The sequence below is a fragment of the Pseudomonas sp. A genome, from assembly GCF_056270345.1.
This window is the reverse complement of sequence record NZ_CM149873.1, coordinates 4,656,008-4,681,844: the sequence shown is the minus strand read 5'-3', so window position 1 is coordinate 4,681,844 and position 25,837 is coordinate 4,656,008. Positions and strand designations below refer to the sequence as shown.

General features: G+C 62.1%; 26 protein-coding genes and 1 pseudogene. 12 read left to right on the top strand and 15 right to left on the bottom strand.

Features of this window, described 5'->3' with window-relative positions:
- Positions 1-119 precede the first annotated feature (119 nt).
- Positions 120-1,013 carry a LysR family transcriptional regulator gene (locus tag AC0MAZ_RS20975; RefSeq protein WP_028690499.1) on the bottom strand — a complete coding sequence of 298 codons (894 nt, stop codon included), beginning with the start codon at positions 1,011-1,013 and terminating at the stop codon, positions 120-122.
- A 146-nt stretch (positions 1,014-1,159) separates the two neighbouring features.
- Here AC0MAZ_RS20975 and AC0MAZ_RS20970 point away from each other — a divergent pair, with 146 nt between their 5' ends.
- From AC0MAZ_RS20970 to AC0MAZ_RS20945, 6 genes are all read left to right on the top strand, one after another.
- Positions 1,160-2,239, top strand: a complete 1,080-nt coding sequence (locus AC0MAZ_RS20970) for a 4-oxalomesaconate tautomerase (protein ID WP_028690500.1) — start codon at positions 1,160-1,162, stop codon at positions 2,237-2,239.
- Between the two features lie 76 nt (positions 2,240-2,315).
- Positions 2,316-3,629 (top strand): C4-dicarboxylate transporter DctA, encoded by a 1,314-nt coding sequence (gene dctA / locus AC0MAZ_RS20965; RefSeq protein WP_028690501.1) that lies wholly within the window; start codon positions 2,316-2,318, stop codon positions 3,627-3,629.
- A 124-nt stretch (positions 3,630-3,753) separates the two neighbouring features.
- A complete protein-coding gene (locus tag AC0MAZ_RS20960; protein WP_050704953.1) occupies positions 3,754-5,058 on the top strand; it encodes a CitMHS family transporter in 1,305 nt (434 codons plus the stop codon).
- A gap of 63 nt (positions 5,059-5,121) precedes the next feature.
- Entirely contained in the window at positions 5,122-6,375 is a 1,254-nt protein-coding gene (locus AC0MAZ_RS20955; protein WP_232856356.1) for an OprD family porin, read from the top strand.
- Positions 6,376-6,554: 179 nt separating this feature from the next.
- Positions 6,555-7,907: a spinster family MFS transporter gene (locus AC0MAZ_RS20950; RefSeq protein WP_232856355.1), complete on the top strand. Its 1,353-nt coding sequence runs from the start codon at positions 6,555-6,557 to the stop codon at positions 7,905-7,907.
- 99 nt (positions 7,908-8,006) lie between these two features.
- Positions 8,007-8,456 carry a hypothetical protein gene (locus AC0MAZ_RS20945; protein WP_084942532.1) on the top strand — a complete coding sequence of 150 codons (450 nt, stop codon included), beginning with the start codon at positions 8,007-8,009 and terminating at the stop codon, positions 8,454-8,456.
- Between the two features lie 85 nt (positions 8,457-8,541).
- Here the strand turns inward: AC0MAZ_RS20945 and AC0MAZ_RS20940 are convergent, their stop codons facing one another.
- On the bottom strand, positions 8,542-9,363 hold the full coding sequence (locus AC0MAZ_RS20940) for a helix-turn-helix domain-containing protein (protein WP_475859032.1): 822 nt from the start codon (positions 9,361-9,363) through the stop codon (positions 8,542-8,544).
- Between the two features lie 246 nt (positions 9,364-9,609).
- Between AC0MAZ_RS20940 and AC0MAZ_RS20935 the strand changes: the two genes are divergently transcribed.
- From AC0MAZ_RS20935 to AC0MAZ_RS20925, 3 genes are all read left to right on the top strand, one after another.
- Positions 9,610-9,924 carry a DUF2834 domain-containing protein gene (locus tag AC0MAZ_RS20935; RefSeq protein WP_475859031.1) on the top strand — a complete coding sequence of 105 codons (315 nt, stop codon included), beginning with the start codon at positions 9,610-9,612 and terminating at the stop codon, positions 9,922-9,924.
- Positions 9,921-10,349, top strand: coding sequence for an MAPEG family protein (locus tag AC0MAZ_RS20930; protein WP_475859030.1), 429 nt, complete (start codon positions 9,921-9,923; stop codon positions 10,347-10,349). Before AC0MAZ_RS20935 ends, AC0MAZ_RS20930 begins: the two co-directional genes overlap by 4 nt.
- A gap of 101 nt (positions 10,350-10,450) precedes the next feature.
- A complete protein-coding gene (locus tag AC0MAZ_RS20925; RefSeq protein WP_475859028.1) occupies positions 10,451-10,906 on the top strand; it encodes a hypothetical protein in 456 nt (151 codons plus the stop codon).
- Positions 10,907-10,908: 2 nt separating this feature from the next.
- Here the strand turns inward: AC0MAZ_RS20925 and AC0MAZ_RS20920 are convergent, their stop codons facing one another.
- Positions 10,909-11,700, bottom strand: a complete 792-nt coding sequence (locus AC0MAZ_RS20920) for a helix-turn-helix transcriptional regulator (protein WP_475859027.1) — start codon at positions 11,698-11,700, stop codon at positions 10,909-10,911.
- 138 nt (positions 11,701-11,838) lie between these two features.
- Between AC0MAZ_RS20920 and AC0MAZ_RS20915 the strand changes: the two genes are divergently transcribed.
- From AC0MAZ_RS20915 to AC0MAZ_RS20905, 3 genes are all read left to right on the top strand, one after another.
- Positions 11,839-12,942, top strand: a complete 1,104-nt coding sequence (locus tag AC0MAZ_RS20915) for a polyamine ABC transporter substrate-binding protein (RefSeq protein ID WP_203651876.1) — start codon at positions 11,839-11,841, stop codon at positions 12,940-12,942.
- Positions 12,943-13,107: 165 nt separating this feature from the next.
- Positions 13,108-13,980, top strand: a complete 873-nt coding sequence (locus AC0MAZ_RS20910) for a contractile injection system protein, VgrG/Pvc8 family (protein ID WP_475859025.1) — start codon at positions 13,108-13,110, stop codon at positions 13,978-13,980.
- 118 nt (positions 13,981-14,098) lie between these two features.
- The gene (locus AC0MAZ_RS20905) at positions 14,099-14,641 is read left to right on the top strand and encodes a hypothetical protein (protein ID WP_475859024.1); all 543 of its coding nucleotides are present in this window, start codon (positions 14,099-14,101) and stop codon (positions 14,639-14,641) included.
- 13 nt (positions 14,642-14,654) lie between these two features.
- Here AC0MAZ_RS20905 and AC0MAZ_RS20900 read toward each other — a convergent pair whose 3' ends face one another.
- From AC0MAZ_RS20900 to AC0MAZ_RS20845, 12 genes and pseudogenes are all read right to left on the bottom strand, one after another.
- On the bottom strand, positions 14,655-15,041 hold the full coding sequence (locus tag AC0MAZ_RS20900; RefSeq protein ID WP_475859023.1) for a hypothetical protein: 387 nt from the start codon (positions 15,039-15,041) through the stop codon (positions 14,655-14,657).
- A 24-nt stretch (positions 15,042-15,065) separates the two neighbouring features.
- Positions 15,066-15,560 (bottom strand): GNAT family N-acetyltransferase, encoded by a 495-nt coding sequence (locus AC0MAZ_RS20895; protein ID WP_475859021.1) that lies wholly within the window; start codon positions 15,558-15,560, stop codon positions 15,066-15,068.
- A gap of 187 nt (positions 15,561-15,747) precedes the next feature.
- Positions 15,748-15,986, bottom strand: a pseudogene (locus AC0MAZ_RS20890) (DUF3077 domain-containing protein).
- 33 nt (positions 15,987-16,019) lie between these two features.
- The gene (locus AC0MAZ_RS20885; protein ID WP_475859020.1) at positions 16,020-16,595 is read right to left on the bottom strand and encodes a PIN domain-containing protein; all 576 of its coding nucleotides are present in this window, start codon (positions 16,593-16,595) and stop codon (positions 16,020-16,022) included.
- Positions 16,592-17,059: a helix-turn-helix domain-containing protein gene (locus tag AC0MAZ_RS20880; RefSeq protein WP_213657552.1), complete on the bottom strand. Its 468-nt coding sequence runs from the start codon at positions 17,057-17,059 to the stop codon at positions 16,592-16,594. The genes AC0MAZ_RS20885 and AC0MAZ_RS20880 overlap by 4 nt, the downstream gene beginning before the upstream one ends.
- A gap of 188 nt (positions 17,060-17,247) precedes the next feature.
- Positions 17,248-17,517, bottom strand: coding sequence for a DUF3077 domain-containing protein (locus AC0MAZ_RS20875; RefSeq protein ID WP_182323516.1), 270 nt, complete (start codon positions 17,515-17,517; stop codon positions 17,248-17,250).
- A gap of 198 nt (positions 17,518-17,715) precedes the next feature.
- Positions 17,716-17,961, bottom strand: coding sequence for a hypothetical protein (locus AC0MAZ_RS20870; RefSeq protein ID WP_475859017.1), 246 nt, complete (start codon positions 17,959-17,961; stop codon positions 17,716-17,718).
- 387 nt (positions 17,962-18,348) lie between these two features.
- Positions 18,349-19,959: an ABC transporter ATP-binding protein gene (locus AC0MAZ_RS20865; protein ID WP_232856344.1), complete on the bottom strand. Its 1,611-nt coding sequence runs from the start codon at positions 19,957-19,959 to the stop codon at positions 18,349-18,351.
- 1 nt (position 19,960) lies between these two features.
- Positions 19,961-20,980, bottom strand: a complete 1,020-nt coding sequence (locus AC0MAZ_RS20860) for an ABC transporter permease (protein ID WP_254464464.1) — start codon at positions 20,978-20,980, stop codon at positions 19,961-19,963.
- A 1-nt stretch (position 20,981) separates the two neighbouring features.
- Complete coding sequence (locus AC0MAZ_RS20855) at positions 20,982-22,055, bottom strand: microcin C ABC transporter permease YejB (protein WP_046854817.1); 1,074 nt, start codon at positions 22,053-22,055, stop codon at positions 20,982-20,984.
- A gap of 1 nt (position 22,056) precedes the next feature.
- On the bottom strand, positions 22,057-23,889 hold the full coding sequence (locus tag AC0MAZ_RS20850) for an extracellular solute-binding protein (protein WP_475859015.1): 1,833 nt from the start codon (positions 23,887-23,889) through the stop codon (positions 22,057-22,059).
- Entirely contained in the window at positions 23,886-25,718 is a 1,833-nt protein-coding gene (locus AC0MAZ_RS20845; RefSeq protein ID WP_475859013.1) for an extracellular solute-binding protein, read from the bottom strand. Before AC0MAZ_RS20845 ends, AC0MAZ_RS20850 begins: the two co-directional genes overlap by 4 nt.
- Between the last annotated feature and the right edge of the window lie 119 nt (positions 25,719-25,837).

Sequence of the window (25,837 nt, the reverse complement as noted above, 5' to 3'; positions counted from 1 at the left end):
GGACAAGTGAACAGAGCACCCTGGATTTCAAGGGCGGTCAACAGCCGCATACGTTATGCACTCCGCGGCGCAGGTGCTGATGAACTTTGCGCGGATCCGGCATGCCATCGGTCCAGGGGTCAGCGATTGGGCCATTGCTGCAAGAGGATCGATACGAACTTTTCGGCCGCCGGCGACAGCGACGCACCGCGACGAAACACCAAGCCCAGCGTGCGGCTGACCTGCGGCTCGCCCAGCGGCACGCTGACCAACGTCGGATGGTCGGCGCTGGGCATGGCCAGGCTAGGCATGGCCGAGACCCCCAGCCCGGCCTCGACCATGCCCAGCGAGGTCGACAGGTGCTGGACCTCGTAGAACCATTGAGGACGAAGGTTCAGGCCGGCTAGCGCATGATCGAGCAACATGCGGTTGCCGCTCAGGCGACCGACCCCGATCAAGCGGTAGTCGGCCAGTTCGGCCCAGGTCACCGACTCGCGCTTGGCCAACGGGTGGTCCCGGCGGCATGCGAGCACAAAATGCTCCTGTACCAGCGAGACGAACTCGATGTCCGGATGCTGGCCACTCATCATGTTGATGCCAAAATCGGCCTCTGCGCGCAGTACGGCTTCCAGCCCATCGTTGGCACTGAGGTCCAGCAGGCGGATGCGGATCTTCGGGTACTGCGCGTTGTAGTCGCGGATCACCGAGGGCAGAAAGTAGAACGCTGCCGTGGGAATGCAAGCGAGGGTGACCTGCCCCGTCTGGCGCTCGGCCAGTTCGCGGATGCTCAGGATCGAATCCTCGAAATCATCCAGCAGGCGCCTGGCCTTGGGCAGGAAATCCCGACCCACGCTCGTCAGGCTGACCCGGCGCGTAGTGCGTTCGAGTAACGAAGTACCGAGCCCTTCCTCGAGCTTCTTGATTCGTCGGCTCAGGGCGGGTTGGGACAAGTGCAGCGCTTCTGCAGCCTCGTGAAAGCTGCCAAGTTCGGCGATTTTCACGAAAGATCTTATATCTTGCAGTTCATATTCCATCAGGCATCGCTCAGTGGGCCGTTCGATTATTGATGCTTGCATCGCAATAATGACTACGATATTTGCATTGGATTGATTTATCCATCCCTGTCACTCTTTTGCTCACAACATCAATGATGTCCATTGATCAACAAGAGTGCGAAATCATGCAACGAATTCCTTGCGTACTCATGCGCGGCGGTACCTCCAAAGGGCCGTTCTTCCACGCCTGGGACCTGCCTGCAAACGTGGTCGAGCGCGACGAGTTGCTGATCAACCTGATGGGCTCCGGACACGAGCTGGAAATCGACGGCATCGGTGGCGGCAGCCCGCAGACCAGCAAAGTGGCGATCATCAGCCCGTCGTTGCACGCCGATGCCGATGTCGACTATCTGTTCGTCCAGGTGATGGTCGCCCAGCGGCGCGTCGACACCGCGCCCAACTGCGGCAACATGCTGTGCGCCGTCGGGCCGTTCGCCATCGAGCAAGGGCTGGTCAAGGCCAACGACGGCAAGACCCTGGTACGCATCCGCAACCTCAATACCGGAACCTTCGTCGATTCACTGGTGCAAACGCCTGGTGGCATCGTGCGCTACGAAGGGCGCACGGCGATCGACGGCGTCCCTGGCACGGCGGCCCCGGTGCACCTGACGTTCCTCGATGCAGTGGGCAGCAAGACCGGCAAGCTGTTCCCTACGGGCAAACCTCAGGATGTGATCGACGGCGTGCCGGTCACCTGCATCGACATGGCGATGCCCATGATGATCGTCGACGCCCGGCAACTGGGCGTGACCGGCTCGGAAACCCCGGCCGAGCTGGATGCCGACAATGCCTTGCTGCAGCGCCTGGAAGCCTTGCGCCTGAAGGCTGGCAAGGCCATGGGCCTGGGTGATGTCAGCGGCATGGTGATTCCCAAGCCGGTGCTGGTCGCGCCACCTCGGCATGACGGTACAGTGCAGGTGCGCTATTTCATGCCGCACAATTGCCACCGGGCCCTGGCGATCACCGGCGCCGTCGGGTTGGCCACGGCTTGCGTCAGCGCCGGTACGGTGGTCGGCGACCTGCTCGGCGAGGGGGCACAACACTTGGAGCAGGTGCGCATCGAACATCCCAGTGGTGGCATCGACGTGGCGCTGTCGCGTAGCGGCGTCGATGGCAAGACCCTGCAGGCATCGGTGGTGCGTACCGCCCGTCGGCTTTTCTCAGGGTTCGTCTATGCCCCGTCCTCGCGCAGGCTGGCGGGATAGACCCAGGCCGCCGCCACCATCAGCGTGGCTTCAGCAACAAGCGCATCCGCACAATTTCAACAATGGGTGATGCCTCATGAAACTTGCCAGATCCCTGTATTTCCAGATCCTCTGCGCCGTCCTGCTGGGCGTGGTGGTCGGCCACTTCTGGGCGCAACAGGCCGTTGCCCTCAAACCCCTGGGCGACGCCTTCATCAAGTTGATCAAGATGATGATCGCGCCAGTGGTGTTCTGCACCATCGTCACCGGCATAGCCGGCATGACCGACAAGCGCTCCCTGGGGCGCCTGATGAGCAAGACCTTGCTGTTGTTCCTGCTGCTGACCGTGATCAGCCTGGTGATCGGCCTGGCGGCGGTGTACCTGTTCCGGCCCGGCGCCGGCATGAACATCGATCCTGCCACCCTGAGTACAGAGGGCCTGGGCCAATACGCCGCCTCGGCGGCGAAACTGGGCGTGGTCGACTTCTTCATGCACATCATTCCGGAGACATTCATCGGTGCCTTCAACAAGGGTGAGGTGCTGCCGGTGCTGTTCATCGCCGTACTCAGCGGCTTCGCCCTGTCGTCCATGGGCGAGAAGGGCCGGCCCGTCCTTGCGGTGCTGGAGTCGGTCTCGATCATGGTGTTCCGTATCTTCGGTTACCTGATGCGTTTCGCCCCGGTCGGTGCGTTCGGTGCGCTGGCCTTCACCGTCGGGCAATACGGCGTCACCTCCCTCGGCGCCCTGGCCAAGCTGGTGGGCACGCTGTACATCGCTTGCGCCTTCTTCGTCCTGGTTGTGCTGGGCGGCATCTGTCGCGCCCATGGCTTCAGCCTCTGGAAGCTGCTGCGCTATTTCCGCGAAGAATTTCTGGTGGTGCTGGGTACCTCGTCCACCGAGCCGGTGCTGCCGCGCATGCTCGAAAAGCTCGAGCGGCTCGGTTGTCGCAAAGGCGTGGTGGGTTTGGTGCTGCCAACCGGGTATTCCTTCAACCTCGATGGCACCGCCATCTACCTGTCGCTGGCGGCCGTGTTCATCGCGCAGGCCTGCAACATCGACCTGACCCTCGGGCAGACGGTAACCATGCTGGCAATCATGCTGCTGTCGTCCAAGGGGGCCGCCGGCGTGACCGGCAGCGGCTTCGTGGCGTTGGCCTCGACCCTCACGGTCATTCACGACATACCGCTGGCCGGGCTTGCCTTGTTGATCGGTATCGATCGCTTCATGTCCGAGGCGCGGGCCCTGACCAGCCTGGCCAGCAACGCCGTGGCCACCGTGGTCATCTCGCTGTCGGAGCATGCCTGCGATCGCGAAACCTTGCTGCGCCGCCTCGACGGCGCGCCATCGGCGGCCGACGAAGCCGTCGACGCTCACCCCGAGTGGTCCGCGCAGCCTCCCCGGCACGGCTGACCAACCGGTTATCGCTCCCATGTTGCAGTAGACTTCCCCCCAGCATCCCTGCGATGCCGGGTGGGGCAGGGGGCCGCCTGCGCGTCGGGCGGCCAAACACAGAATAAAAACAAGAGAAAAAACCATGCTCGCACTCCTGGGCCTGATCATGGTGGTGACGTTCACCTACCTGATCATGAGCAAACGCCTGTCGCCGATCGTCGCGCTCACAGTGGTACCCATCGTTTTTGCCGTGATCGGCGGTTTCGCTCCCGAGCTCGGCAAGATGATGCTCGATGGCCTGAAGATGGTGGCACCCTCGGCGGCGTTGCTGCTGTTCGCCATCCTGTTCTTCGGCCTGATGATCGATGCCGGCCTGTTCGACCCTTTGATCCGCAAGATTCTCAAGCGGGTGAACGGCGATCCGATCAAGATCGCCATAGGCACCGCGCTGCTGTCGTTGCTGGTTGCCCTCGACGGCGACGGCACCACCACCTACATGATCACCTGCGCGGCGATGCTGCCGCTGTACAAACGCATCGGCATGAACCCGATGATTTTGGCCACGGTGTCGATGCTATCGCTGAGTATCATGAGCGGCATGAGCCCCTGGGGCGGGCCTGCCACCCGCGCGATCGCCGCCCTTGGCCTGGATGCGACCGAATACTTCATCCCGATGCTGCCCACCGTGATCGGCGGCGCGGCCTGGGTGGTGTTCACCGCCTATCTGTTGGGGCGCGCCGAGCGTCGGCGCATCGGCAATGTCACCCTGGCGTCAGGGGGCGGCAATTGCTACATCAAGGAGATCCTAGGCGACAACCCACACAAGCGTCCGCGCCTGGCCTATGTGAACCTGATGCTGGTGATCGCCGTGATGACCGCGCTGGTGATGGGCGTGATGCATTCCGCGCTGCTGTTCATGATCGGTTTCGTCGCCGCGTTGATGATCAACTATCCGCAACTGGAGCTGCAGAAGGAGCGCATTCTCGCCCATTCGGGCAATGCCATGACCGTCGTGCTGCTGGTGTTCGCCGCCGGCATATTCGCCGGCATCTTCTCCGGCACCAAAATGGTCGACGCCCTCGCCCAGACCTTGGTGGACTGGATCCCCGACGCCTGGAGCCACTGGTTCCCGCTGGTGGTGGCGCTGACCAGCATGCCGCTGACCTTCGTACTGTCCAATGACGCCTACTACTTCGGGGTGGTGCCGATCCTGGCCAACGCGGCCGCGGCCTATGGCATCGACCCGGTGGAAATCGCCCGGGCCTCGGTACTGGGGCAGCCGGTGCACCTGATGAGCCCGTTGGTAGCCTCGACCCTGTTGCTGGTGGGGATGGTCGACCGCGATATCGGCGACTTCCAGAAAGCCACCGTCAAGTGGGCGGTGCTTACCTCGCTGGTGATCACCGCGCTGGCGCTGCTCACAGGTGCCTTGTCTTTCTTCGTGTGAATCACCGGGCGCCGCGCGGCGCCCACCCACCGCTCATCCAAGAACAACAACAGAGTACCGATCATGTTCCGAAGTGTTTTCCGTGGGGCCACCTGTGGCCTGCTCTGCGGCTGGTTGCCCGTTGCCGGCGCTGGCGGATTCGTCGACGACGGCAAGCTCAAGCTGCAGCTGCGCAACGTCTATTTCAACGAGAACTTCCGTGACGAGCAGGGCCTGTCCCCACGCGCGGCGGCCTCCGCCAAGCATGAGCGGACCGAGTGGGCGCAGGGCTTTTTGCTCGACTACCAGTCCGGGTTCACCCAAGGCACCTTGGGCGTTGGGCTCGATGCCCTGGCCCTGGTGGGCGTGCGGTTGGACTCCGGACGCGGTCGCAGCGGCAGCGGCCTGTTGCCGGTGCACGACGACGGTCGGGCCGCGGACGAATTCAGCAGCGCCGGCCTGACCGCCAAGGCGCGCCTGGGCCAGACCGTGATCAAGCACGGCACCTTGCTGCCCAAGACCCCGGTGCTGGTCTACAACGACGCGCGGTTGTTGCCGCAGACTTACCAGGGCACGCAGCTGACCAGCACCGACATCGATGGGTTGAGCCTCACCGCCGGTCACCTGGACAAGTTCAAGTTGCGCGACTCCTCGGACAGCACCGGCTTGTACCTGGATGGCTACAGCGGCAACGCGTCCGGTGATTTCTCCTACGTCGGTGCCGATTATGCGGTGGGCAAGCCGCTGCGCCTGAGCTACTTCCACGCCCAGCTCGACGGCTTCTATCGCCAGGACTTCGCCGGCCTGGTGCATGACCTGCCGCTGGCCGGCGGTGTGCTGACCACCGACCTGCGCTACTTCAGAAGCCGCGACAGCGGTGCCGCCCATGGCGGCGCCATCGACAACGACCTGTACAGCGGGCAACTGGCGTATGCGCATTCCGGGCATACGGTCGGTGCCGGCTACCAGGTGCTTGATGGCGAGGCGGGGCTGCCCTATATCAGCGGCGCAACGGTGTATTCGTTCAGCAACGTCGGTATCGGCAAGTTCATCGAGGAGCAGGAAAAAACCTGGATGGCCAGCTATGCCTACAACTTCGCCGCCGCAGGGGTGCCCGGGCTGACCTTCATGACGCGTTACCTCAGCGGCGACAACGGTCGCGCCGGGGAGGCGGGTATCAAGGAATGGGAGCGTGACGCCGAACTGGCCTACGTGGTCCAGGGTGGCCCGCTCAAAGGCCTGGGGGTGAGGTTGCGTAACTATGTCTATCGTTCCGACTTCGCCCGAGGTCGCGATAGCAACCGTGTGTACCTGACCTACGACATCGCGCTTTGGTGAGTGTCCATCCTGGGTGGACGGTGCGCGTCCAGGCGTTGGTTGTGGGCATTGATGGCGGGCTTGTCGAGGTCCATCGGCTGCTATCAGCGCGATCAATGTTGGCAGACGATGGCCTGATGTCCCTCTAGATTGCAAAGGCGTGCTGGAAGCCCCGAACAACAATAACGAGGGACCCGACTATGCCCACCGCCACCCAAGCATCCAACGCCTGGCGCATCCTGTTCCTGCTGTTCCTGGCCAACCTGTTCAACTTCTTCGACCGCACCATCCCCGCCATCGTCATAGAGCCGATCCGCCTGGAGTGGCACCTGAGCGACTTCCAGATCGGCATCATCGGCACCGCCTTCACCCTGGTCTATGCCATCGCCGGCCTGCCGCTGGCGCGTATCGCCGACACGGGTTCACGCAGCAAGCTCATGGGCTGGGGCCTGCTGGCGTGGAGCGGGCTGACGGCGGTCAACGGCATGGTCGGCAGTTTCTGGAGTTTTTTGCTGGTACGCATGGGCGTGGGCATCGGCGAGGCCAGCTACGCGCCGGCCGCCAACTCGCTGATCGGTGACCTGTTCCCGGCCGGACGGCGGGCACGGGCGATGGGCATCTTCATGCTCGGCCTGCCGCTGGGCCTGTTGCTGGCGTTCTTCACCATCGGTGCGATGGTCCAGGCCTTCGACAGCTGGCGCGCGCCGTTCTTCATCGCCGCCGTGCCTGGCGTGCTGCTGGCGCTGTTCATCTTCATGATCCGCGAGCCCGCGCGCGGCGCGGCGGAGACGGTGGCCACCGCCCAGGCCCCGCTGGACCGCCCCCTGCGGCGGGTGCTCAGCGTGCCCACTTTCGCCTGGCTGGTGCTGGCGGGGCTGACCTTCAACTTCGCCTCGTATGCCTGCAACTCGTTCATGGTGCCGATGTTGCAGCGCTACTTCGCATTGCCGCTGCACGACGCCGCGGTGGCCACCGGGATGATCGTCGGCCTGAGCGGCCTGGTGGGCCTGACCCTTGGCGGCTGGGTGGCCGACAAGGTACACCAGCGTTTTGCCAACGGACGTCTGGTGTTCGCCGCGCTGAGCATGTTGGGCGCTACCTTGTGCACCGCCTGGGCGCTGCATGCCGGGCGTATCGAGTTGGGCGTGTTTGTGGCGGTGTTCGGGATCGGCTGGTTGTTCTCGTACAACTTCTACACCTGCGTGTACACCGCCATCCAGGATGTGGTGCAGCCGCGCCTGCGGGCCACGGCCATGGCGCTGTTCTTCGCCGGGCTCTACCTGCTGGGTGGCGGCCTGGGGCCAGTGGTGGTCGGTGGGCTGTCGGACCACTTTGCCGGAGCGGCCATGGCGGCGGCGGGCGAGGTGGCGATGAGCGAAGCGTTCAAGGCCCAGGGTCTGCATGACGCGATGTACCTGATCCCCGTGGCCCTGTTGCTGACCATGGTGTTCCTGCTGGCGGCCTCGCGGTGTTTCAGCCGGGATGCGCAACGGATGCGCGAGGGTATGGTGCTGGATGGGGCAGAGGTGGCGGGGCAGGGCGCACAGGCTTGAGTCCAGGTGTATCGGCCTGGTCGCCAGCACTTGCTGGCATGTCCCTTGGCTTTCTCGCAGACTACCCATCTTTGCGCAAGAGCAGGAGAGCAACAGTCAATGCGCGTGGTGATGGATACCCGGACAGACGAAATACTTCGACTGGAGCATTTGTTGGATGGGATGAACTATACGCTCTGGTTGAACGCGTATGGTCCCTTTGCACTGGACAGACCACTCGAAGCGCAGTTGCGTCATTCGGTGGGCAAAGGTTGTACCGTGGGTGGTGATTCACCGATCTGTGCAAGCGACGCTCGCGGCGAAATCATCGAACACCTGCTGCACCCAGGGGACGGCGGCTACGGGCCGTTGGACCTGCCGGCCAAACGTCCGGAAGTGCTCAGGTTGGTAGAGGTGCTGCTCGGCCAGGTCCGTCTTGACCGGGCCGACATCATCCGCAGGTTCTGGCTTGCCGAAGGGCACCCGGCGTATCCCGTGTGGTGGGATTTTGCCTTCGACATTCAAACCCAGGGGCAGCGGTGGATACTGATGAGCAGCGCGAGTGATTGAGCGGATAGCTTGGTTTCTCAGTACTTGCTTGTCGTCGTGACGGTTGGCAGTGAGGTTCATCGAGACCTGACGCCGCGCCGGTTACTCAAGTCTTGGCGTTGCGGATTCCCCGTTGATAGGCTGCCGTCATGGTTTGCCATGTTTCATCGTCGGCCGGCACCAGATGTTCAATACGTAGCGATGCCACCGTGATGTCCTGTGGCATGCCGAAGGTAGTGAAGGTGGACAGAAACCTCAATTCACCTTCGGCAGTCCGCACTCGCGTCAACACCACAGGTGATTGCGGCGTGCCTGCTGCCAATGTGGGCGGGGCGGGCAAGCCTTGCAGCCGCCGCGCCAGGTCAGGATTGCCCACCGCCTCCCTGGCCGCCCGCTGCCAGGCGATCGCCCGTATCTCATCGGCATTGAGCAGATGATCTCCCAGTCCGCCCGGGCGCAGCAGTGTGTCCAGCAGGTTGAGTTCCGATGTGCTGGTTGTCGCTACCCCGGCCATGGCGAACAGCAACCCGGCACTGGCATTGGCCGCAGTGATGTCCCAGTTGCTGGCGATGACGATGGCCGGTGCGGGGTTGTTGGCCTGCAGGATGTGCTCCACTGCGTCATGCACCATCTTCATGGCTGGGGCATCGGGTGCAGAGGCGGCATAGCGCGGTGCATAGCCTGCCGCGAGGAACACGTCGTTGCTGTGTTCGAGCGGCACTTCCAGCGCGCTGAGCAGGGCATGCAGTGTGCTTGGGCTGGCTTTGGCGCGGCCGGTTTCCACACAGCTCAGGTGGCGTTGCGACAGGCCTGCCAACAGCGCCAGGTCGAGTTGGCTGAGGCCGGCCTGGCGGCGTAGGCGCCGCAGGTGCTCTCCGGCATCGGTGATGGCAGGTGCTTGCGTCGGGTGAAAGGGAGTGGGGCTCATGCGTCGACTCTGGCTGTCCTTGGCTGAAGCGTCCATGACCTGTGAGGTCATTGAGGCGGGGACGACTCTATCACTACCGTGAAAGCAGGATCGCGGTCATGGAGCAAAACACAATGCTTAGATTTAACTGGGGCTGCGTGGGAGCGGGCTTGCCCCGCGATCACCCGCGTAGCGGGTGCAAGGCTCCGCGGCGCCTGCATCGCGGGGCAAGCCCGCTCCTACAGGTCCCTGCCAAGGAGTCGGACGATGAAAGCTGAATGGATCGCGCTGCCCGTATTGGTGTTGTTTACCCTGTACACCGGTTGGACCCTGATGATTGCGGACCAATCACTTGTTGCCTTTGGCCTAGACCTGATGTCCCGGCCGGATACAGCTCAAGTCGTTATCGACCTGTATGTGATGGCCGGGCTGGGCTGTGTGTGGATGGTCAGCGACCAGCGCCAGCGAGGCGGCTCGTTGCTCGGGGTCTTGCCCTATCTGTTGCTGACGGCGATTTTCGTCTCCCTGGGGCCGCTGCTGTACATCGTGGTCAAGGGCTTTGCACAGAAGAGCGGGGCATGAGCGCCGCCTTGGCGGTCTATGCCAGCTGCGTGGTGGTGCTGTGCTTCAAGATGCTGGCGATTTCCTGCTACCAGGGTTACTTCCGCTTGCGCTTCCTGGTCTTCATCAACAGCGAGGATGCGGCGGTGTTCAAGCGTTCGGCTTGCCCTGCGGAACTGCCGCAGGTAACGCGGGCCATGCAGGCCTGGCGCAACGATCTGGAGAACATCCCGATGTTCCTCGCGCTGGGCGGCCTGGCGGTTGTGCTGGAGGCGCCCGTGGTCGTGACGGCATGGCTGAGCGGGGTATTCACCGTAGCGAGGGTGTCGCATACGGTGACTTACCTGGCAGGTATCCAGCCGTGGCGGACGGTGAGTTATGGGGTCGGGGTACTGTGCCTGATCGGGCTGGCGGCGCTGGTCATCAACAGGCTGTGTTTGGCGTAGGGTTCAGCAAGCGCTCGTGCCCAAAGGCCGGCTGTGCTAGCGTGCGCCGCCCAGCCATGAGGCTGCGGGCCGTTGGTTCTCGAATGACAAGGACAGTCGATATGAGCGATACCCCTTCCGTACTCAGGAAACTGGCCATTCGGCTATTGGGGTTGGTCGTGGTGCTGCCCGTGTTTTTGGTAACGGGATACTGCACCACATTCGCCGTGTTCTTGCTCCCGGGGTTGATCTATAAAGGGTTCGATGACCCTTGGGACTATCAACTGAATCGCGTTGGCTTGGTTATTGTGTTGATCGTAGGCCTTGTCGGCGTGAACACAGGGCTAAAGCTGTACCGGCACTTCCTGCGCAGCACCCGGGCGCCGGAATGGATCGGCTCGGCCTGGGCGGGGCTGGGCTGCGGGGTCGTAGCGAACCTGGCGATCATGTGCTGGTTTCCAGGGTCGCTGTGGTTCAAGGTGTTTCTGGGATGGCCATTGCTGGGCTGCGCGGTGTTTGCCCTGTTGTTGCTGCAAAGCACCGGATGGACAGGGAGCAGCGTCAGTCAAAAAGCCTGACTTCAACGGGTACAGAATGCATCCGGCTTGGGCACAAAGAACCGAGCAAACAATTCAGACTGTGACTTGATGTTCAACTTGGCGTAAATGTTCCGGCGGTGCACTTTCACCGTTTCCGCCGAGAGCGAGAGTTTTCCGGCAATCTCTTTGTTGGAGAAGCCGCTCAGCAGCAGCCTAAGTACATCGCTTTCACGGGTGGTGATCTGCGCGCCCAGCTGGTTCAGTGTTTCCTGCCAGGGCGGTGCCTCGGCAAGGTCCTTCTCGACGTCCACCTCGAAGGCCATGCGCTGGTGCATCAAGGCCGTCACCCAGGGCTTGATGAGGTCGAGGATGGTGATCTGCTCCTGGCTGAAGCGCGCCTTGCTGCCAATGGAGATGCACAGTGTCCGGTCGGCGTCGAGCTGAACGTTGTACTGCGCCTCATCGGCCGAGATGTAGTGCGCGAAGTACTGGTGGTAGTACTCGGTCTCGAGAAAGTATTCCGGCGCGATATCCAGCAGGTGGAAGAAACCGCTCTGCGGATTTTCCCGGTTGGCGATGTAGAAAGGGTCCAGCAGGTAAAGCCCCTTCACATAGCGATGGATGAACGCGTTGACCTCTTCGGCATCCGCCACCTCGGGCAGGCTCACCACTTCCACTTGCTGGTTGGTGAAAATCAATACCACCCAGTTGTCGATCTGCACGTACTCGTTCAACACCCGAACCAGCGAACTCCAGAACGCCGGACGGTCCAGCTGCATGATCAGCTTGCCGATCGATCGGTGCCAGGCCAGGCTTTGCAGGTCGAACGGCATTATCTACCCCTTTTGGGTTAGGCATTCGCGGGTCAGAGGTAAGTATTCCGAGGTATTTACTATCCAGTCCTGCCCGGTATAGTCGCTCACTGGGCCTAGGATGGCCGTGAAGATACATCGATTCGATAAGGATGTTGCATGACAAGGTCACGTTTGCGAACCCTTTTTTCGGCCTCGCTGCTTTGCGCAGGGATCAGCACATCGGTGCTGGCCGCCGAGCCCGGGATGCACCTGTACAACTGGTTCGGGCTGCTTGCGCCGGAGACGCCGAAGGCGTTCGAGCAGGAAACCGGCACCCGCGTGCACATGGACGCGTTCGACAGCGCCGACATCATGCAGAGCAAGGTCATGGCCGGGCGCACCGGTTACGACGTGGTAGTGGCGACCTCCAATGTGCTGCCCAGCCTGATCGCCGCGGGCGTGCTGCAGCCGCTGGACCGCGCACAGTTGGGCAATCTTTCGCATATCGACCCCGATATCCTCGCCCAGCTGGCGGTCAACGACCCCGGCAATCGCTACGCGGTGCCCTACCTGTGGGGCACCACCGGCATCGGCTACGACATCGACAAGGTCAAGGCCGCGTTGGGTGACCAGGCGCCGGTGGACAGCTGGGACCTGATCTTCAAGGAAGAGAACATCAGCAAGCTCAAATCCTGCGGCGTGGCGATGCTCGACTCGCCCAGCGAGATCATCTCGATTGCCCTGAACTACCTGGGCCTGCCCAGCAACAGCAGCAACCCGGCGGACTACCAGAAGGCGCAAGACCTGCTGATGAAAATCCGCCCGTACGTGCTGTATTTCGACTCGTCGCGCATCGACACCGACATGGCCGACGGCAATATCTGCGCGGTGGTCGGCTGGGCCAACGGCGCCCTGGCCGCGCAGGCTCTCAACGAGAAGAACAACACCGGGCGGCGGATCGGCTACAGCCTGCCGCGCGAAGGCGCGCTGGTGTGGTCGGAAAACCTGGTACTGCTCAAGGATGCGCCCCATCCCAAGGCCGGCATGGCGTTCATCAACTACATGATGCGCCCGGAAGTGATCGCCAAGACTTCGAACCACACCCTGTACCCCAACGCCAACAAGGACGCCACCCAGTTCGTCGAACAGGCGCTGCGGGACAACCCGTGGATCTATCCCGACAAGAAGACGGTTGCCACGTTGATTCCGCTCGAGCCGCTGCCGTTGAAGCTGGAGCGGATCCGTACGCGGGTCTGGACCAAGGTGAAGAGCGGCGTCTGACTTGAGCTGACGTGTCGGCAGCTGCCCGGTGCCGAGCGGTATCGGGCAGCACGTTTGCGGCCTACTGATTCAAGCGATTTGTGAAACATCGTCTCACGGCGCCCGGCAAAGCGGGGCGATGTTTTCGCGTGCTTCATCCCATCTTATGCCGGAGGAGAACAGCGGATGTTCAGCCCAGCCCATAAGACACACTTGAGTTTGACCATCGAAGGTATGGAGCACGATTTCCAGGTGCTTGGCTACACCGGGGAAGCGGTGGCCAACAGGCCTTACTTCTTCAATGTGGAACTGGCCAGCGATTGGCCTGTCCTGGACCTTGAACGCTATCTCGACCTTGAGGCGTTCTTCAGCTTCGACAGGAACGGTAAGGGCATCCATGGGCGGATCTACCACATCGCGCCGATCGGGCAGGCCCCGTGTTCGGCGCGTTACAGGTTGACCCTGGTGCCGCATCTGTCCTACCTGCGCCATCGCATCAACCAGCGGATCTTTCAACAGTTCTCGGTGCCCAGGATCGTGGCCTTGATCCTGGAAGAGCATGGCATCGTGGGCGACGCTTACCGCTTCGAGCTGAGTGCAAGCTATCCCGAGCGCGACTACTGCACCCAGTATGGCGAAACGGATCTGCACTTCGTCCAGCGCCTGTGTGAGGAGGAGGGCATCCGCTTTCACTTCCAGCACAGTGCCCAAGGCCATGTGCTGGTGTTTGCCGATGGCCAGGCGGTGCTGCCGTGGGGCGTGCTTTATCGCCCGCCTCTGGTTCATGCCAAGCCCAGGGTGCCGGGGAGCCAGACCGCCGTGGTCATTGCCGTGGAGGATGACGAAAGCCGGTGTGATCGGCGGCTTGCCAGGATTCAGGTCAAGTTTCCCTGGGATCCTGAGGACAGGTTTGATGACAAGAGTTGTTGTTGGCTGACGGTGGCGGCTGATTGGCGTTGTGAAAGCACGCCACCGCAAACGGGGATGGAGGTCATGGTAACGTTTCTTGGGAACGACCCTGATCAGCCGCAGGTCAGTGGGTGCCTGTGTTGCCGATAGCCTCATTCTGGCTACGGCAGCTTTATCCGAAATTATTCCAGGCCGATAATTATTGGCATCCAATAATTTCGAATAAACCCATGGCTGACGATTCCCTGCCCCCCGGTGGGGCACAAAGATGAACATCGACTCTCGATATGGTGTGATTACCGTCGTTGACGAGCCGACCTACACGTTCGACTCCACAGACAATATCCGGTGTTATGCCCGGGAAATCATCCTGGGCGACGATGGCGTGTCATCGGTTCATGGCGTAATGCGGGGCGACACCGGCCTGCTGGTGGTCGGTGCCGGCGGGGGCGGGACAGGAGTACATGCACAGTCGGCGCTGGTGATCGACGACAAGCTGCTATTGGCCGTGGGCAACCAGGTTGCCTGCGTGTCGCTGACCCCTCCCCATGACCTGCTTTGGTCGCGCAAGGTGGATATGGCGACGTGTTTCGGTCTCTATTGGGCAGCGCAGCAGCGTGTACTGATCTCGCACGGCGAGCTGGAAATCACAGGTTTGTCTCTTGAGGGCGACGTTATCTGGAAGGGCATGGGTGCCGACATCTTCACCGGGCGCTTTCAGCTGGCGCCTGACCATGTGGAGGTCGTGGATTTCTACGACACCGTCTACCGTTTTGATGTGGTGACGGGGGAGGCATTGAAATGCAGTTGATGCATGGAGCCGGTTAAACGTCGCGATGCAATCCTTCTGCGTCCTGCCAATACAGAGTTCGTTCGAATTGAAAGCTGATCACGAAGTGTGAGCCTGTTCGCGCAATGGCATTGGCAATCTTGTCCAGATCCGCCATGGGAGAATGCTCTTGCGGTCCAGGCCCTTTGATCCTGATGCTGCAACGCGTGGCGACCCTGAAGTCGAGTTGTTTGGTGTCCTCTGCATAGAGGGTGTTGTCGGTGATGATGAGGTCGGCGGTCAGCGTCAGCCATGACGGGAAGTAGGCTTCCAGGCTGTCGCTTGTACGCGTGACTTCAATCGCGCCGGCTGCTTGCAGGGCGTTTGCCAGTGCTGTTGCGTCAAGCGCAGCATCAGCTTCCAGGAACAGATCAAGGCTCAATGACGTTACTCTCGATTAAAATGCTCATTCGTAGCCCATCTTGAGGGCCTGGGTTGCTTCCCGGAGAGTAAACGCGGATTTCTCCATGACGATGGTGCGCTCGACGCCATGGAATTCATCACGAAGCTTATGATAACCCAGTCGTGCGTAGAACCCTTGGGCGGTAATGGACGAGGGAACGCACAACGCCGTGACGCCAGCCCTGATCGCCGCAGCATGAACGGCCTCCATCAACCCTTTGCCGACACCTGTCCGATGATGGATTGGAGCGACGAACACTGTCCTGACAACCTGGCCATCCAGGCTTGCCGTCCCCAGCAATTCGTTTTGGTTGAATGCTACGAATACCACTCGGCTATCGAGTAATGCACTGACTGCTGCAGGTGAAAAGCTTTGTTCTACCTGGGCGATCACCTCTGCCGGGTAATCCTGCGAGTTGGATTCGCGCAATGCCGCGATCACGATGCGGCTGATGGCTTCTGCATCTTCGCGCTGAGCGTGGTGGATATGACAATCCATGGACGTCTCCCTCTGCTCCAAGGCGTATCGCAATCCCCTGTAGGAGCGGCCTTGCCGAGGCGTCGGACCGGCCGGAAAGGGCCGCAAAGCGGCCCCAGATCTTCGCATCATGCACCATTGCCGGGGCTGCTACGCAGCCCTTTCGCGGCACAAGGCCGCTCCTACAGAGTCCGCATGCACCTGGACGTCAGTGCTTCATCCCCAACTCCGCATCATCCATCAACGCCTTGGCCAGCGCGCTCAGGTAATACGATGCCCAGATCAGTTGAGGCTTCTCCTCCATGATCCCGGTGATGGTCAGGTCGCACACGCAGCCCATCAACTCCGAGGCTTGCTCGCGTGCGTGCTGGCAAGGGATACCGGGCTTGATGTAGAGCAGCGGGGTTGGTCATGGCCTTTGCTCTGGTAGAACCTGGTCTTCTCCATGGTGATGTGGAGGTGCCTGAAGCCATCTGTGCATCAGAGCAGGAACTTAAACCCGGAAAGCAGTTTTACCGTTTCAGGCAGCTTCTGCTGGAGTAGCTTGTCCAGATACATTTGGACGCTTTGAGGTGGATGCTTCAACGACTGCCGTTGTCGCTGGACGGCTTCAAGCACCGCTGCCTTGTCCAGGTCCCACAGGTCGGCGATGAAATCATCGGGGTGCAGCGCTTCGATATCGAAGCCACGAAGCGCAGTGTCAGGAAAGTCTTTGAGGTTGAAGGTGACGATCACCGAAGCGTTACCTTTGATTGCGGCAGCAAGAACGTGGCGATCGTCTTCATCCGGCAGGTCCAGCCCGCTCACCAGTGCTTCGTAATCGCTGACCGGTGCGTCGGGTACTGCTGCATCCATCAGGCCGGAGGTGCGATCCAGTTGCTCTTGGGTAAGGTCCGGGCGATTCAATAGCAGATTGCGCTTCCACTCGTCATGAATCCTGGCTGACCAGCGAGCGCGGTACGCGCCGGTTAGTGCAAGGTTCATGAGGAGGTCGCGCAGTATTGCGGGGTAGAGGACATTGGCGTCGTACAGGGCTGTGAAGGAAGAGTGCTTCATTCGTAGCCCATCCTTAACGCCTGGGCTTGGGCCGCCAGTTCGTCCATCGCCGCACGGCTCGCCTCGTCGCGCTTGTCCTTGTAACCCACCAGATCTGCGAATTTGACCCGGCGATGACGGCCCGTCTTGGTGTGAGGAATCAAGCCATCGTCCAGCAGTTTCACCAGGTGCGGACGCGATACGTTGAGCAGGTCGGCCGCTTCCTGGGTGGTTAGCTCGGCGTGGATTGGCACGACTTTGACAGCGTTGCCCAGTGCCAGCTCGCTGAGGATTTCTCCGAACAGACGCAGTGCAAAGGTAGGCACCTCGACGACCTGGCGCTGGTTGTCTTCGTTGAGCAGCTCGATCCGTTGAGTTTGCGAGGCTGTCGAAAGAAAGGCGGCCAGGGTGCGGCTGGATTCGACGGCTGCGGCAATCTCATGCTCGTCGGGCAGCAGCTTGTGAGAAAGGTCGGCAGTAGTCATTGTCTTCTCCGGAGGGGTATCGAGGGTAGGGGGCTTTACAAGGGGCGATAGTCTGAGCTGAATGTATATTCGAAATAATCGAAAATCGCAATAAACGAAACGCTCAGAGTGAATGCAGTAAGCCCGATGCAAGCCTGCAGGAGTGGGCTCGCCTGCGATGAGGCAAGCCCTCCCTACCTACATAGCCTTCAGTGCTTCATCCCCAACTCCGCATCATCCATCAGCGCCTTGGCCAGCGCGCTCAGGTAATACGATGCCCAGATCAGCTGAGGCTTTTCCTCCATGATCCCGGTGATGGTCAGGTCGCACACGCAGCCCATCAACTCCGAAGCCTGTTCCCGTGCGTGCTGGCAAGGGATGCCGGGTTCGATGCAGAACAGCGGGTCGGTATGCCCTTCACCCTGATAGAACTTGGTCTTGCCCGCCGTAGTCTGGGGCGTGGTGTCGTCTGTGCTCATTGCTCAATCTCCCTGAAATGATGCGTGCCTGGGCTTGCGCAATCGCGGGACAAGCCCGCTCCCACGGGTACATGTATCTCGCCGCATGTGGGGTGCTGCGCGTGGATCGCAGCCATGGATCACAGCGTGTTGAGATCACAGCGTGGGAGCGGGCTTGCCCCGCGATTGCGTCAGCCCAGCCAACAACTGACTTAAGTCCTAGTGCAACGTCCGAGGCTCCACCTGCGACATCTGCACCTGAATCAACGCCGATTCGAGCAGCACCCGCAGCGCCTCCATTTCATGCATCGCGGCCAAGACCAGAATCGACACGGGCGACTTGGGATGCAGCAGAACAGCCTGATGCGCCACGGTCTGCGCGCACAGGGCGTACTCCGTGGCCTGGATGATGGTGTCTTCGAGGGAGTGGTGGTTGTGGGGTGGGTCGGGGACGATCTTTAACATAGCAACTTCCCTTTGGTGGTGCGGCCACCTGCCTGCTGTCAAACAGTAGGGTGGCAGCTGTACGTGGGTTGACAGACCGGCGGAAATTGCAAAGTTCCGGCGCACGCAAGCGTGCCCGCACGTACAGCTGCCATAAAGGTTGAGCTGCGTGCAATTTGCCGTCACAGCCTGTCAAAGCTGTATCGTTGATGTGCAACGATAGGCCGAGACTAGAGCCCCGCCAGGGAGACCGCAACGGAAAAAAGGCGGCAGAAGTATGTTTGGGAAATGGACTACAGCATAGGGTTTTAATCTGATTTTTCTGGACGACCCACCGCGATACAGCGTAATACCAACAAGGCGGACAGCGGTTGCGCGTCCGATGACATTTGAGTTGGCTACGATGCTTCAGGCGGTCGACGTCGTCCCCAAAAACGCAGCTTCCAACAACTGCCTCGTATACCCATGCCGCGGCTCATGAAATATAGCCCCCGCATCCCCCTGTTCCACCACCTGCCCATGCTTGATCACCATCAACTGATGACTCAACGCCTTGACCACCGCCAGGTCATGACTGATAAACAGATACGTCAGGTTGTACTTGACCTGCAAATTCCGCAAAAGCTCAACCACCTGCCGCTGCACCGTCCGATCCAGCGCCGAGGTTGGCTCATCCAGCAGAATCAAAGCCGGCTTCAACACCAACGCCCGAGCAATCGCAATCCGCTGCCTTTGCCCCCCAGAAAACTCATGGGGATACCGATGCCGCGTCCTCGGATCCAGCCCCACTTCCTCCAACGCCGCAATAATCGCCGCTTCCTGCTCAGCCGGCGTGCCGATCTTGTGAATCCGTAAACCCTCGCCGACGATATCCGCCACGCACATGCGCGGGCTCAGGCTGCCAAAGGGATCCTGAAACACCACCTGCATCTCCCGCCGCAGCGGCCGCACTTCCTTCTGATTCAGCCCTTCAAGATTCTGTCCATGGAAGCGAATCCCGCCTTGGCTGGAAATCAACCGCAAGATGGCCAACCCCAAGGTGGACTTGCCCGACCCACTCTCGCCAACGATCCCCAGCGTCTGCCCCCGGGGCAGGCTGAAGTTCACCCCATCCACCGCCTTCACATGGTCCACGGTCCGGCGCAGCAGCCCCTTTTTGATCGGGAACCATACCTTCAGGTCCTTCACCTCCAGCAACGGCGCCCCTTCGGCATTCGCGGCAGGTGCGCCGCTGGGCTCGGCATTGATCAGCATCTGTGTATACGGATGCTGCGGCTTGCTGAACAGCGTGGCGCAGTCGGCCTGCTCGACGATCTTGCCGCACTGCATCACGCACACGCGGTGGGCGATGCGGCGCACCAGGTTGAGGTCGTGGCTGATCAGCAGCAGGGCCATGCCGAGGCGCGCCTGCAGCTCCTTGAGCAGGTCGAGAATCTTCAACTGCACGGTCACGTCGAGCGCCGTGGTGGGCTCGTCAGCGATCAGCAGTTCGGGTTCGTTGGCCAGGGCCATGGCGATCATCACCCGCTGGCGCTGGCCACCGGACAGCTCATGGGGCAGGGCTTTCAGGCGCTTGTGCGGCTCGGGAATGCCGACCAGTTCCAGCAGCTCAAGTGTGCGGGCGGTGGCGGCCTTGCCGGTGAGTCCCTTGTGCAGCAACAGGATCTCGTTGATCTGCTTCTCGATGCTGTGCAGCGGGTTCAGCGAGGTCATCGGCTCCTGGAAGATCATCGCAATGCGGTTGCCGCGAATCCGCTGCATGGGCTTCTCGCCCAGGTGCAGCAGGTCTTTGCCTTCGTAATGGATGGTGCCGGAGGGATGCCGGGCCAGCGGGTAGGGCAGCAGGCGCAGGATCGAGTGGGCGGTCACCGACTTGCCCGAGCCGCTTTCGCCCACCAGGGCCAGGGTCTCGCCCTTGCGGATGTCGAAGCTGATGCCGTCGACCACGCGGTTGACCTGCTCGCCAGTGACGAACTCCACCGCCAGGTCGCGGACTTCGATCAGGGTGTCTTGGCTCATGTCATTTCCTCGGGTCGAAGGCGTCGCGGGCGGATTCGCCGATGAATACCAGCAGGCTCAGCATCACCGCCAGCACGGCGAAGGCGCTGATGCCCAGCCACGGGGCTTGCAGGTTGGACTTGCCCTGGGCCACCAGCTCGCCCAGCGACGGGGAACCTGCGGGCAGGCCGAAGCCGAGGAAGTCCAGGGCGGTGAGGGTGCCGATGGCGCCGGTGAGGATGAACGGCATGAAGGTCATGGTCGAGATCATGGCGTTGGGCAGGATGTGGCGGTACATGATCGGGCCGTTGCTCATCCCCAAGGCGCGGGCGGCGCGTACGTATTCGAGGTTGCGCCCGCGCAGGAACTCGGCGCGCACCACATCAACCAGGCTCATCCACGAGAACAGCAGCATGATGCCCAGCAACCACCAGAAGTTGGGCTGCACGAAGCTGGCGAGGATGATCAGCAGGTACAGCACCGGCAGGCCGGACCAGATCTCCAAAAAGCGCTGGCCGGCGAGGTCCACCCAGCCACCGTAGAAGCCCTGCAAGGCGCCGGCGATCACGCCGACGATGGAGCTGGCGATGGTCAGCGTCAGGGCGAACAGCACCGAGATGCGAAAGCCGTAGATCACCCGGGCCAGCACGTCGCGGCCCTGGTCGTCGGTGCCCAGCAGGTTGTCGGTGGAGGGCGGTGCGGGGGCCGGTACTTTCAGGTCGTAGTTGATGCTCTGGTAGCTGTAGGGGATCGGCGCCCACAGCACGAAGGCGTCCTTCTTCTCCATCAGCTCGCGGATGTACGGGCTCTTGTAGTTGGCCTCCAGCGGGAACTCGCCGCCAAAGGTCGTCTCCGGGTAGCGCTTGAAGGCGGGGAAGTACCATTCGCCGTCGTAGCGCACGGCAATCGGCTTGTCGTTGGCGATGAACTCGGCGCCCAGGCTCAGCACGAACAGCACCAGGAAGATCCACAGCGACCACCAGCCGCGGCGGTTGGCCTTGAAGCGCTCGAAGCGCCGGCGATTGAGGGGGGACAGGGCCATGTCAGTGCTCCCGGCTGGCGAAGTCGATACGTGGATCGACCAGGGTGTAGGTGAGGTCGCCGATCAGCTTCACCACCAGACCAAGCAGGGTGAAGATGAACAAGGTGCCGAACACCACCGGGTAGTCGCGGTTGATCGCCGCCTCGAAACTCATCAGGCCCAGGCCGTCGAGGCTGAAGATCACCTCGATCAGCAAGGAGCCGGTGAAGAAGATGCCGATGAACGCCGAGGGGAAGCCGGCGATCACCAGCAGCATGGCGTTGCGGAACACATGGCCGTAGAGCACGCGGGTGCGGCTCAGGCCCTTGGCCTTGGCGGTGACCACGTATTGCTTGTTGATCTCGTCGAGGAAGCTGTTCTTGGTCAGCAGGGTCATGGTGGCGAAGTTGCCGATCACCAGCGCGGTGATCGGCAGCACCAGGTGCCAGAAGTAGTCGAGCACCTTGCCGGTGGTGGAGAGCTCGTCGAAGTTGTTGGAGGTCAGCCCGCGCAGCGGGAACCAGTCGAAGTAGCTGCCGCCGGCGAACAGCACGATCAGCAGGATGGCGAACAGGAACGCGGGGATGGCGTAGCCGACGATGATCGCCGAGCTGGTCCAGACGTCGAAGTGGCTGCCGTGGCGCACGGCCTTGGCGATCCCCAGGGGAATCGACACCAGGTACATGATCAGCGTGCTCCATAGCCCCAGCGAAATGGACACGGGCATCTTCTCGGCGATCAGGTCGATGACCTTGGCGTCGCGGAAGAAGCTGTTACCAAAGTCCAGTTGGGCGTAGTTCTTGACCATGATCCACAGCCGTTCGGGCGCCGACTTGTCGAAGCCGTACATGCGCTCGATTTCGGCGATCAGCGCCGGGTCCAGGCCTTGCGCGCCGCGGTAGTTGGAGCCGGCCACCGACACTTCGGCGCCGCCGCCGGCAATGCGGCTGGTGGCGCCTTCGAAGCCTTCGAGCTTGGCGATCATCTGCTCGACCGGGCCGCCGGGGGCGGCCTGGACGATGATGAAGTTGATGATGAGGATGCCGAACAGGGTCGGGATGATCAGCAGCAGGCGCCGCAGGATATAGGCCAGCATGTCAGTTGGCCTCTTCCGCGGCGGGGGCTTCGCTCACGGCAGGCGTGACGTCGGGCTTGATCCACCAGGTGTCGATGCCGATGTCGTACTTGGGCGACACGGCGGGGTGGCCGATGTGGTTCCAGTAGGCCACGCGGGAAGTCTTGATGTGCCAGTTGGGGATCACGTAGTAGCCCCACAGCAGTACCCGGTCCAGGGCACGGCAATGGTCGATCAGGCTCTGCCGGGAGTCAGCGTTGATCAACTGCTCCACCAACTGGTCGATGGCCGGGTCACGCAGGCCGATGAAGTTGCGGCTGCCGGGGTTGTCGGCGGCGGCGCTGTTCCAGTATTCACGCTGCTCGTTGCCGGGCGAGTTCGATTGCGCGAAACCGCCGACGATCATGTCGTAGTCCCGCGAGCGCAGGCGGTTGATGTACTGCGATACGTCTACCCGGCGGATCTCGAGGTTGATGCCCAGGTCCGCGAGGTTGCGCTTGAACGGCAGCAGTACGCGCTCGAACTGGGTCTGGGCCAGCAGGAACTCGATGGTCACCGGCTTGCCGTCCTTGTCGACCATCTTGTCGTCGACGATCTTCCAGCCGGCGTCCTGCAGCAGCTTGTAGGCCTGGCGCTGCTGGTCGCGGATCATGCCGCTGCCGTCGGTGACGGGGTTGCGGAAGGCGCCGTTGAACACCTCGTCGGGCACCTTGGCGCGCAGTGGTTCGAGGATCTTCAGCTCGGCGGGCGAGGGCAGGCCGCTGGCGGCCATCTCGGAGTTCTCGAAGTAGCTGCCGGTGCGGGTGTAGGCGCCGTTGAACAGCTGCTTGTTGGTCCATTCGAAGTCCATCAGCAGGCTGATGGCGTGGCGCACGCGGATGTCCTGGAACACGGGTTTGCGCAGGTTGAAGATGAAGCCCTGCATGCCCACCGGGTTGCCGTTGGGGATCTCTTCCTTGATCAGGCGGCCGCCGCGCACGGCGGGCACGTCGTAGGCGGTGGCCCAGTTCTTCGCGCTGACTTCCAGGGCGTAGTCGAACTGGCCGGCCTTGAGGGCTTCGAGGGCGACGGTGTTGTCGCGGTACGAGTCGAAGGTCATCACGTCGAAGTTGTAGAAGCCGCGGTTGATCGGCAGGTCCTTGGCCCAGTAGTCCTTGACCCGCTCGTAGCGGATCGAGCGGCCGGCCTTCACCTCGACGACCTTGTACGGGCCGCTGCCCAGTGGGATCTCCAGGTTGCCGCGGTTGAAGTCACGGCCCTCGTACCAGTGCTTGGGCAGCACCGGCAGCTGGCCGAGGATCAGCGGCAACTCGCGGTTGTTGGTGTGCTTGAACTTGAACAGCACCTTGAGCGGGGCTTCGGCGACCACCTCGGCGACGTCGGCGTAGTACTGGCGGTACAGCGGCGCGCCGTCCTTGATCAGGGCGTTGAAAGTGAACACCACGTCCTCGGCGCGCATCGGCTGGCCGTCGTGGAAGCGTGCTTCGGGGCGCAGGTAGAAGCGCACCCAGCTGTTGTCGGGGGCCTTTTCGATCTTGCCGGCCACCAGGCCGTATTCGGTGAAGGGCTCGTCCAGGCTCTGGCGCATCAGGGTGTCGTAGATGCTGCCGACGTTGTCGGCGGGCACGCCCTTGTTGATGAACGGGTTGAGGCTGTCGAAGCCGCCGAAGCTGGACTGGCGGAAGGTGCCGCCCTTGGGCGCGTCAGGATTGACGTATTCGAAGTGCTTGAAGTTGGCCGGGTATTTTGGCGGCTCGTCGTACAGGGTCAGGGCGTGCTGCGGGGCGGCCACGGCCGGGAGCGTGAGGCAGGCCAGCAACAGGCTGCCGGCCAGGCGGCGCAAGGTGGGCGTCATTTGGCTTTCTCCGAAGTCTTCTTGATCCACCAGCTGTTCAGCCCGAGGGTGTAGGGCGGCGTGGTGACGAAGGCGAACCGGTTGCGGTAGGCCAGGCGGTGATTGTCGAGGTACCAGTTGGGGATCATGTAGTACTGCCATGAGAGCACGCGGTCCAGGGCACGCGCCGCGGCGATCTGGTCATCACGCGTGCGGGCGGCGAGCAGGGTGTCGAGCAGGTGGTCGACCACCGGGTCCTTGACCCCAGCATAGTTCTTGCTGCCCTTGGTGGCGGCTTGGCTCGAGTGGAAATACAGCCACTGTTCGAGGCCCGGGCTCAGGGTCTGGTTCAGGGTCATCAGGATCATGTCGAAATCGAACTGGTCGAGCCGTTGTTTGTACTGGGCGCGGTCGACGGTGCGCAAGCGCGCATCGATGCCGATGCTGGCCAGATTTTCGACATAAGGTTGCAGGATGCGTTCGAGGTTCGGATTCACCAGCAGCAGTTCCATACCGAATTGCTGGCCCTTGCTGTCCACCAGGCGCTGGCCGTTGAGCTTCCAGCCGGCCTGGGCGAACAGCGCCAGGGCCTGGCGCAGGGCCGGGCGGCTGATGCCGCTGCCGTCGGTGTGGCTGACCTGGTAGGGCTGGGTGAACAGCTTCTCGGGCAGTTGGTCGCGGAACGGCTTGAGCAGCAGCCATTCCTTGCCGGTGGGCAGGCCTGTGGCGGTGAAATCACTGTTGGGGTAGTAGCTGGTGGCGCGCCGGTAGGCGCCGTTGAACAGCGCGCGGTTGGTCCACTCGAAATCGAGCATCAGGCCCAGCGCCTGGCGTACCCGCGGGTCGCTGAAGGTGGCGCGGCGGCTGTTCATGAACAGGCCTTGGGTCTGTGTCGGGATCTTGTGCGGGATCTGCGCCTTGATCACCTCACCGCGGCGCACGGCGGGGAAGTTGTAGCCGTTGGCCCAGTTCTTCGCCTGGTGCTCGATGTAGAGGTCGAACTCGCCGGCCTTGAAGGCCTCGAAGGCCACGGTGGCGTCACGGTAGAACTCGTATTCGACGCGCTTGAAGTTGTACTTGCCGCGGTTCACGGCCAGGTCCTTGCCCCAGTAGTCCTTCACCCGCTCGAACACCAGCCGGCGGCCGGGTTGCACCTCGGTGATGCGGTAGGGGCCGCTGCCCAAAGGCGGCTCGAAGGTGGTGGCCTTGAAGTCGCGCTTTTCCCAGTAGTGCCTGGGCAGCACCGGCATCTCGCCCAGGCGCAGGATCAGCAGCGGGTTGCCGGCGCGCTTGAACACGAAGCGGATGCGCAGCGGGCCGAGGATGTCGACCCGGGCCACTTCCTGGAGGTTGGTGCGGTAGATCGGGTGGCCGTCCTTGAGCAGGGTGCGGTAGCTGAAGGCGACGTCGGCGGCGGTGATCGGCACGCCGTCGTGGAAGTGCGCCTCGGGGCGCAGGTTGAACACCACCCAGCTGCGGTCCTCGCTGTACTCGACCGAGCGGGCGATCAGGCCGTAGCTGGAGGTGGGCTCGTCGCCGGAGGGGTCGTACATGCCGGTGCCGACCATCAGCGGCTCGTTGAGCTCGTTGATGCCGTACTGCAGGAAGTTGGGCGTGGTGACCGGGCTCGAGCCCTTGAAGGTGTAGGGGTTGAGCGTGTCGAAGGTGCCGAAGGCCATGGCCCGCAAGGCGCCGCTTTTGGGGGCTTGCGGATTGACCCAGTCGAAGTGGGTGAAGCTGGCCGGGTACTTGAGCGTGCCGAACTGCGCGTATCCGTGGCTTTCGCTCACCATCGCGACGGCGGGGAAGCTCAAGGCCAGGCTGAGAGACAGCAGGAGGGGACGTATCAAGTCGGCATCCGATCCAGAAGGCGTTGGGCTTGGTTCGGGGTACAGTAACAGCTTGTCTGGAATGGAAAAAGGGTGCGAGCCGGTCAGATGGATGTGGCTGATTGGGGCTGCTTCGCAGC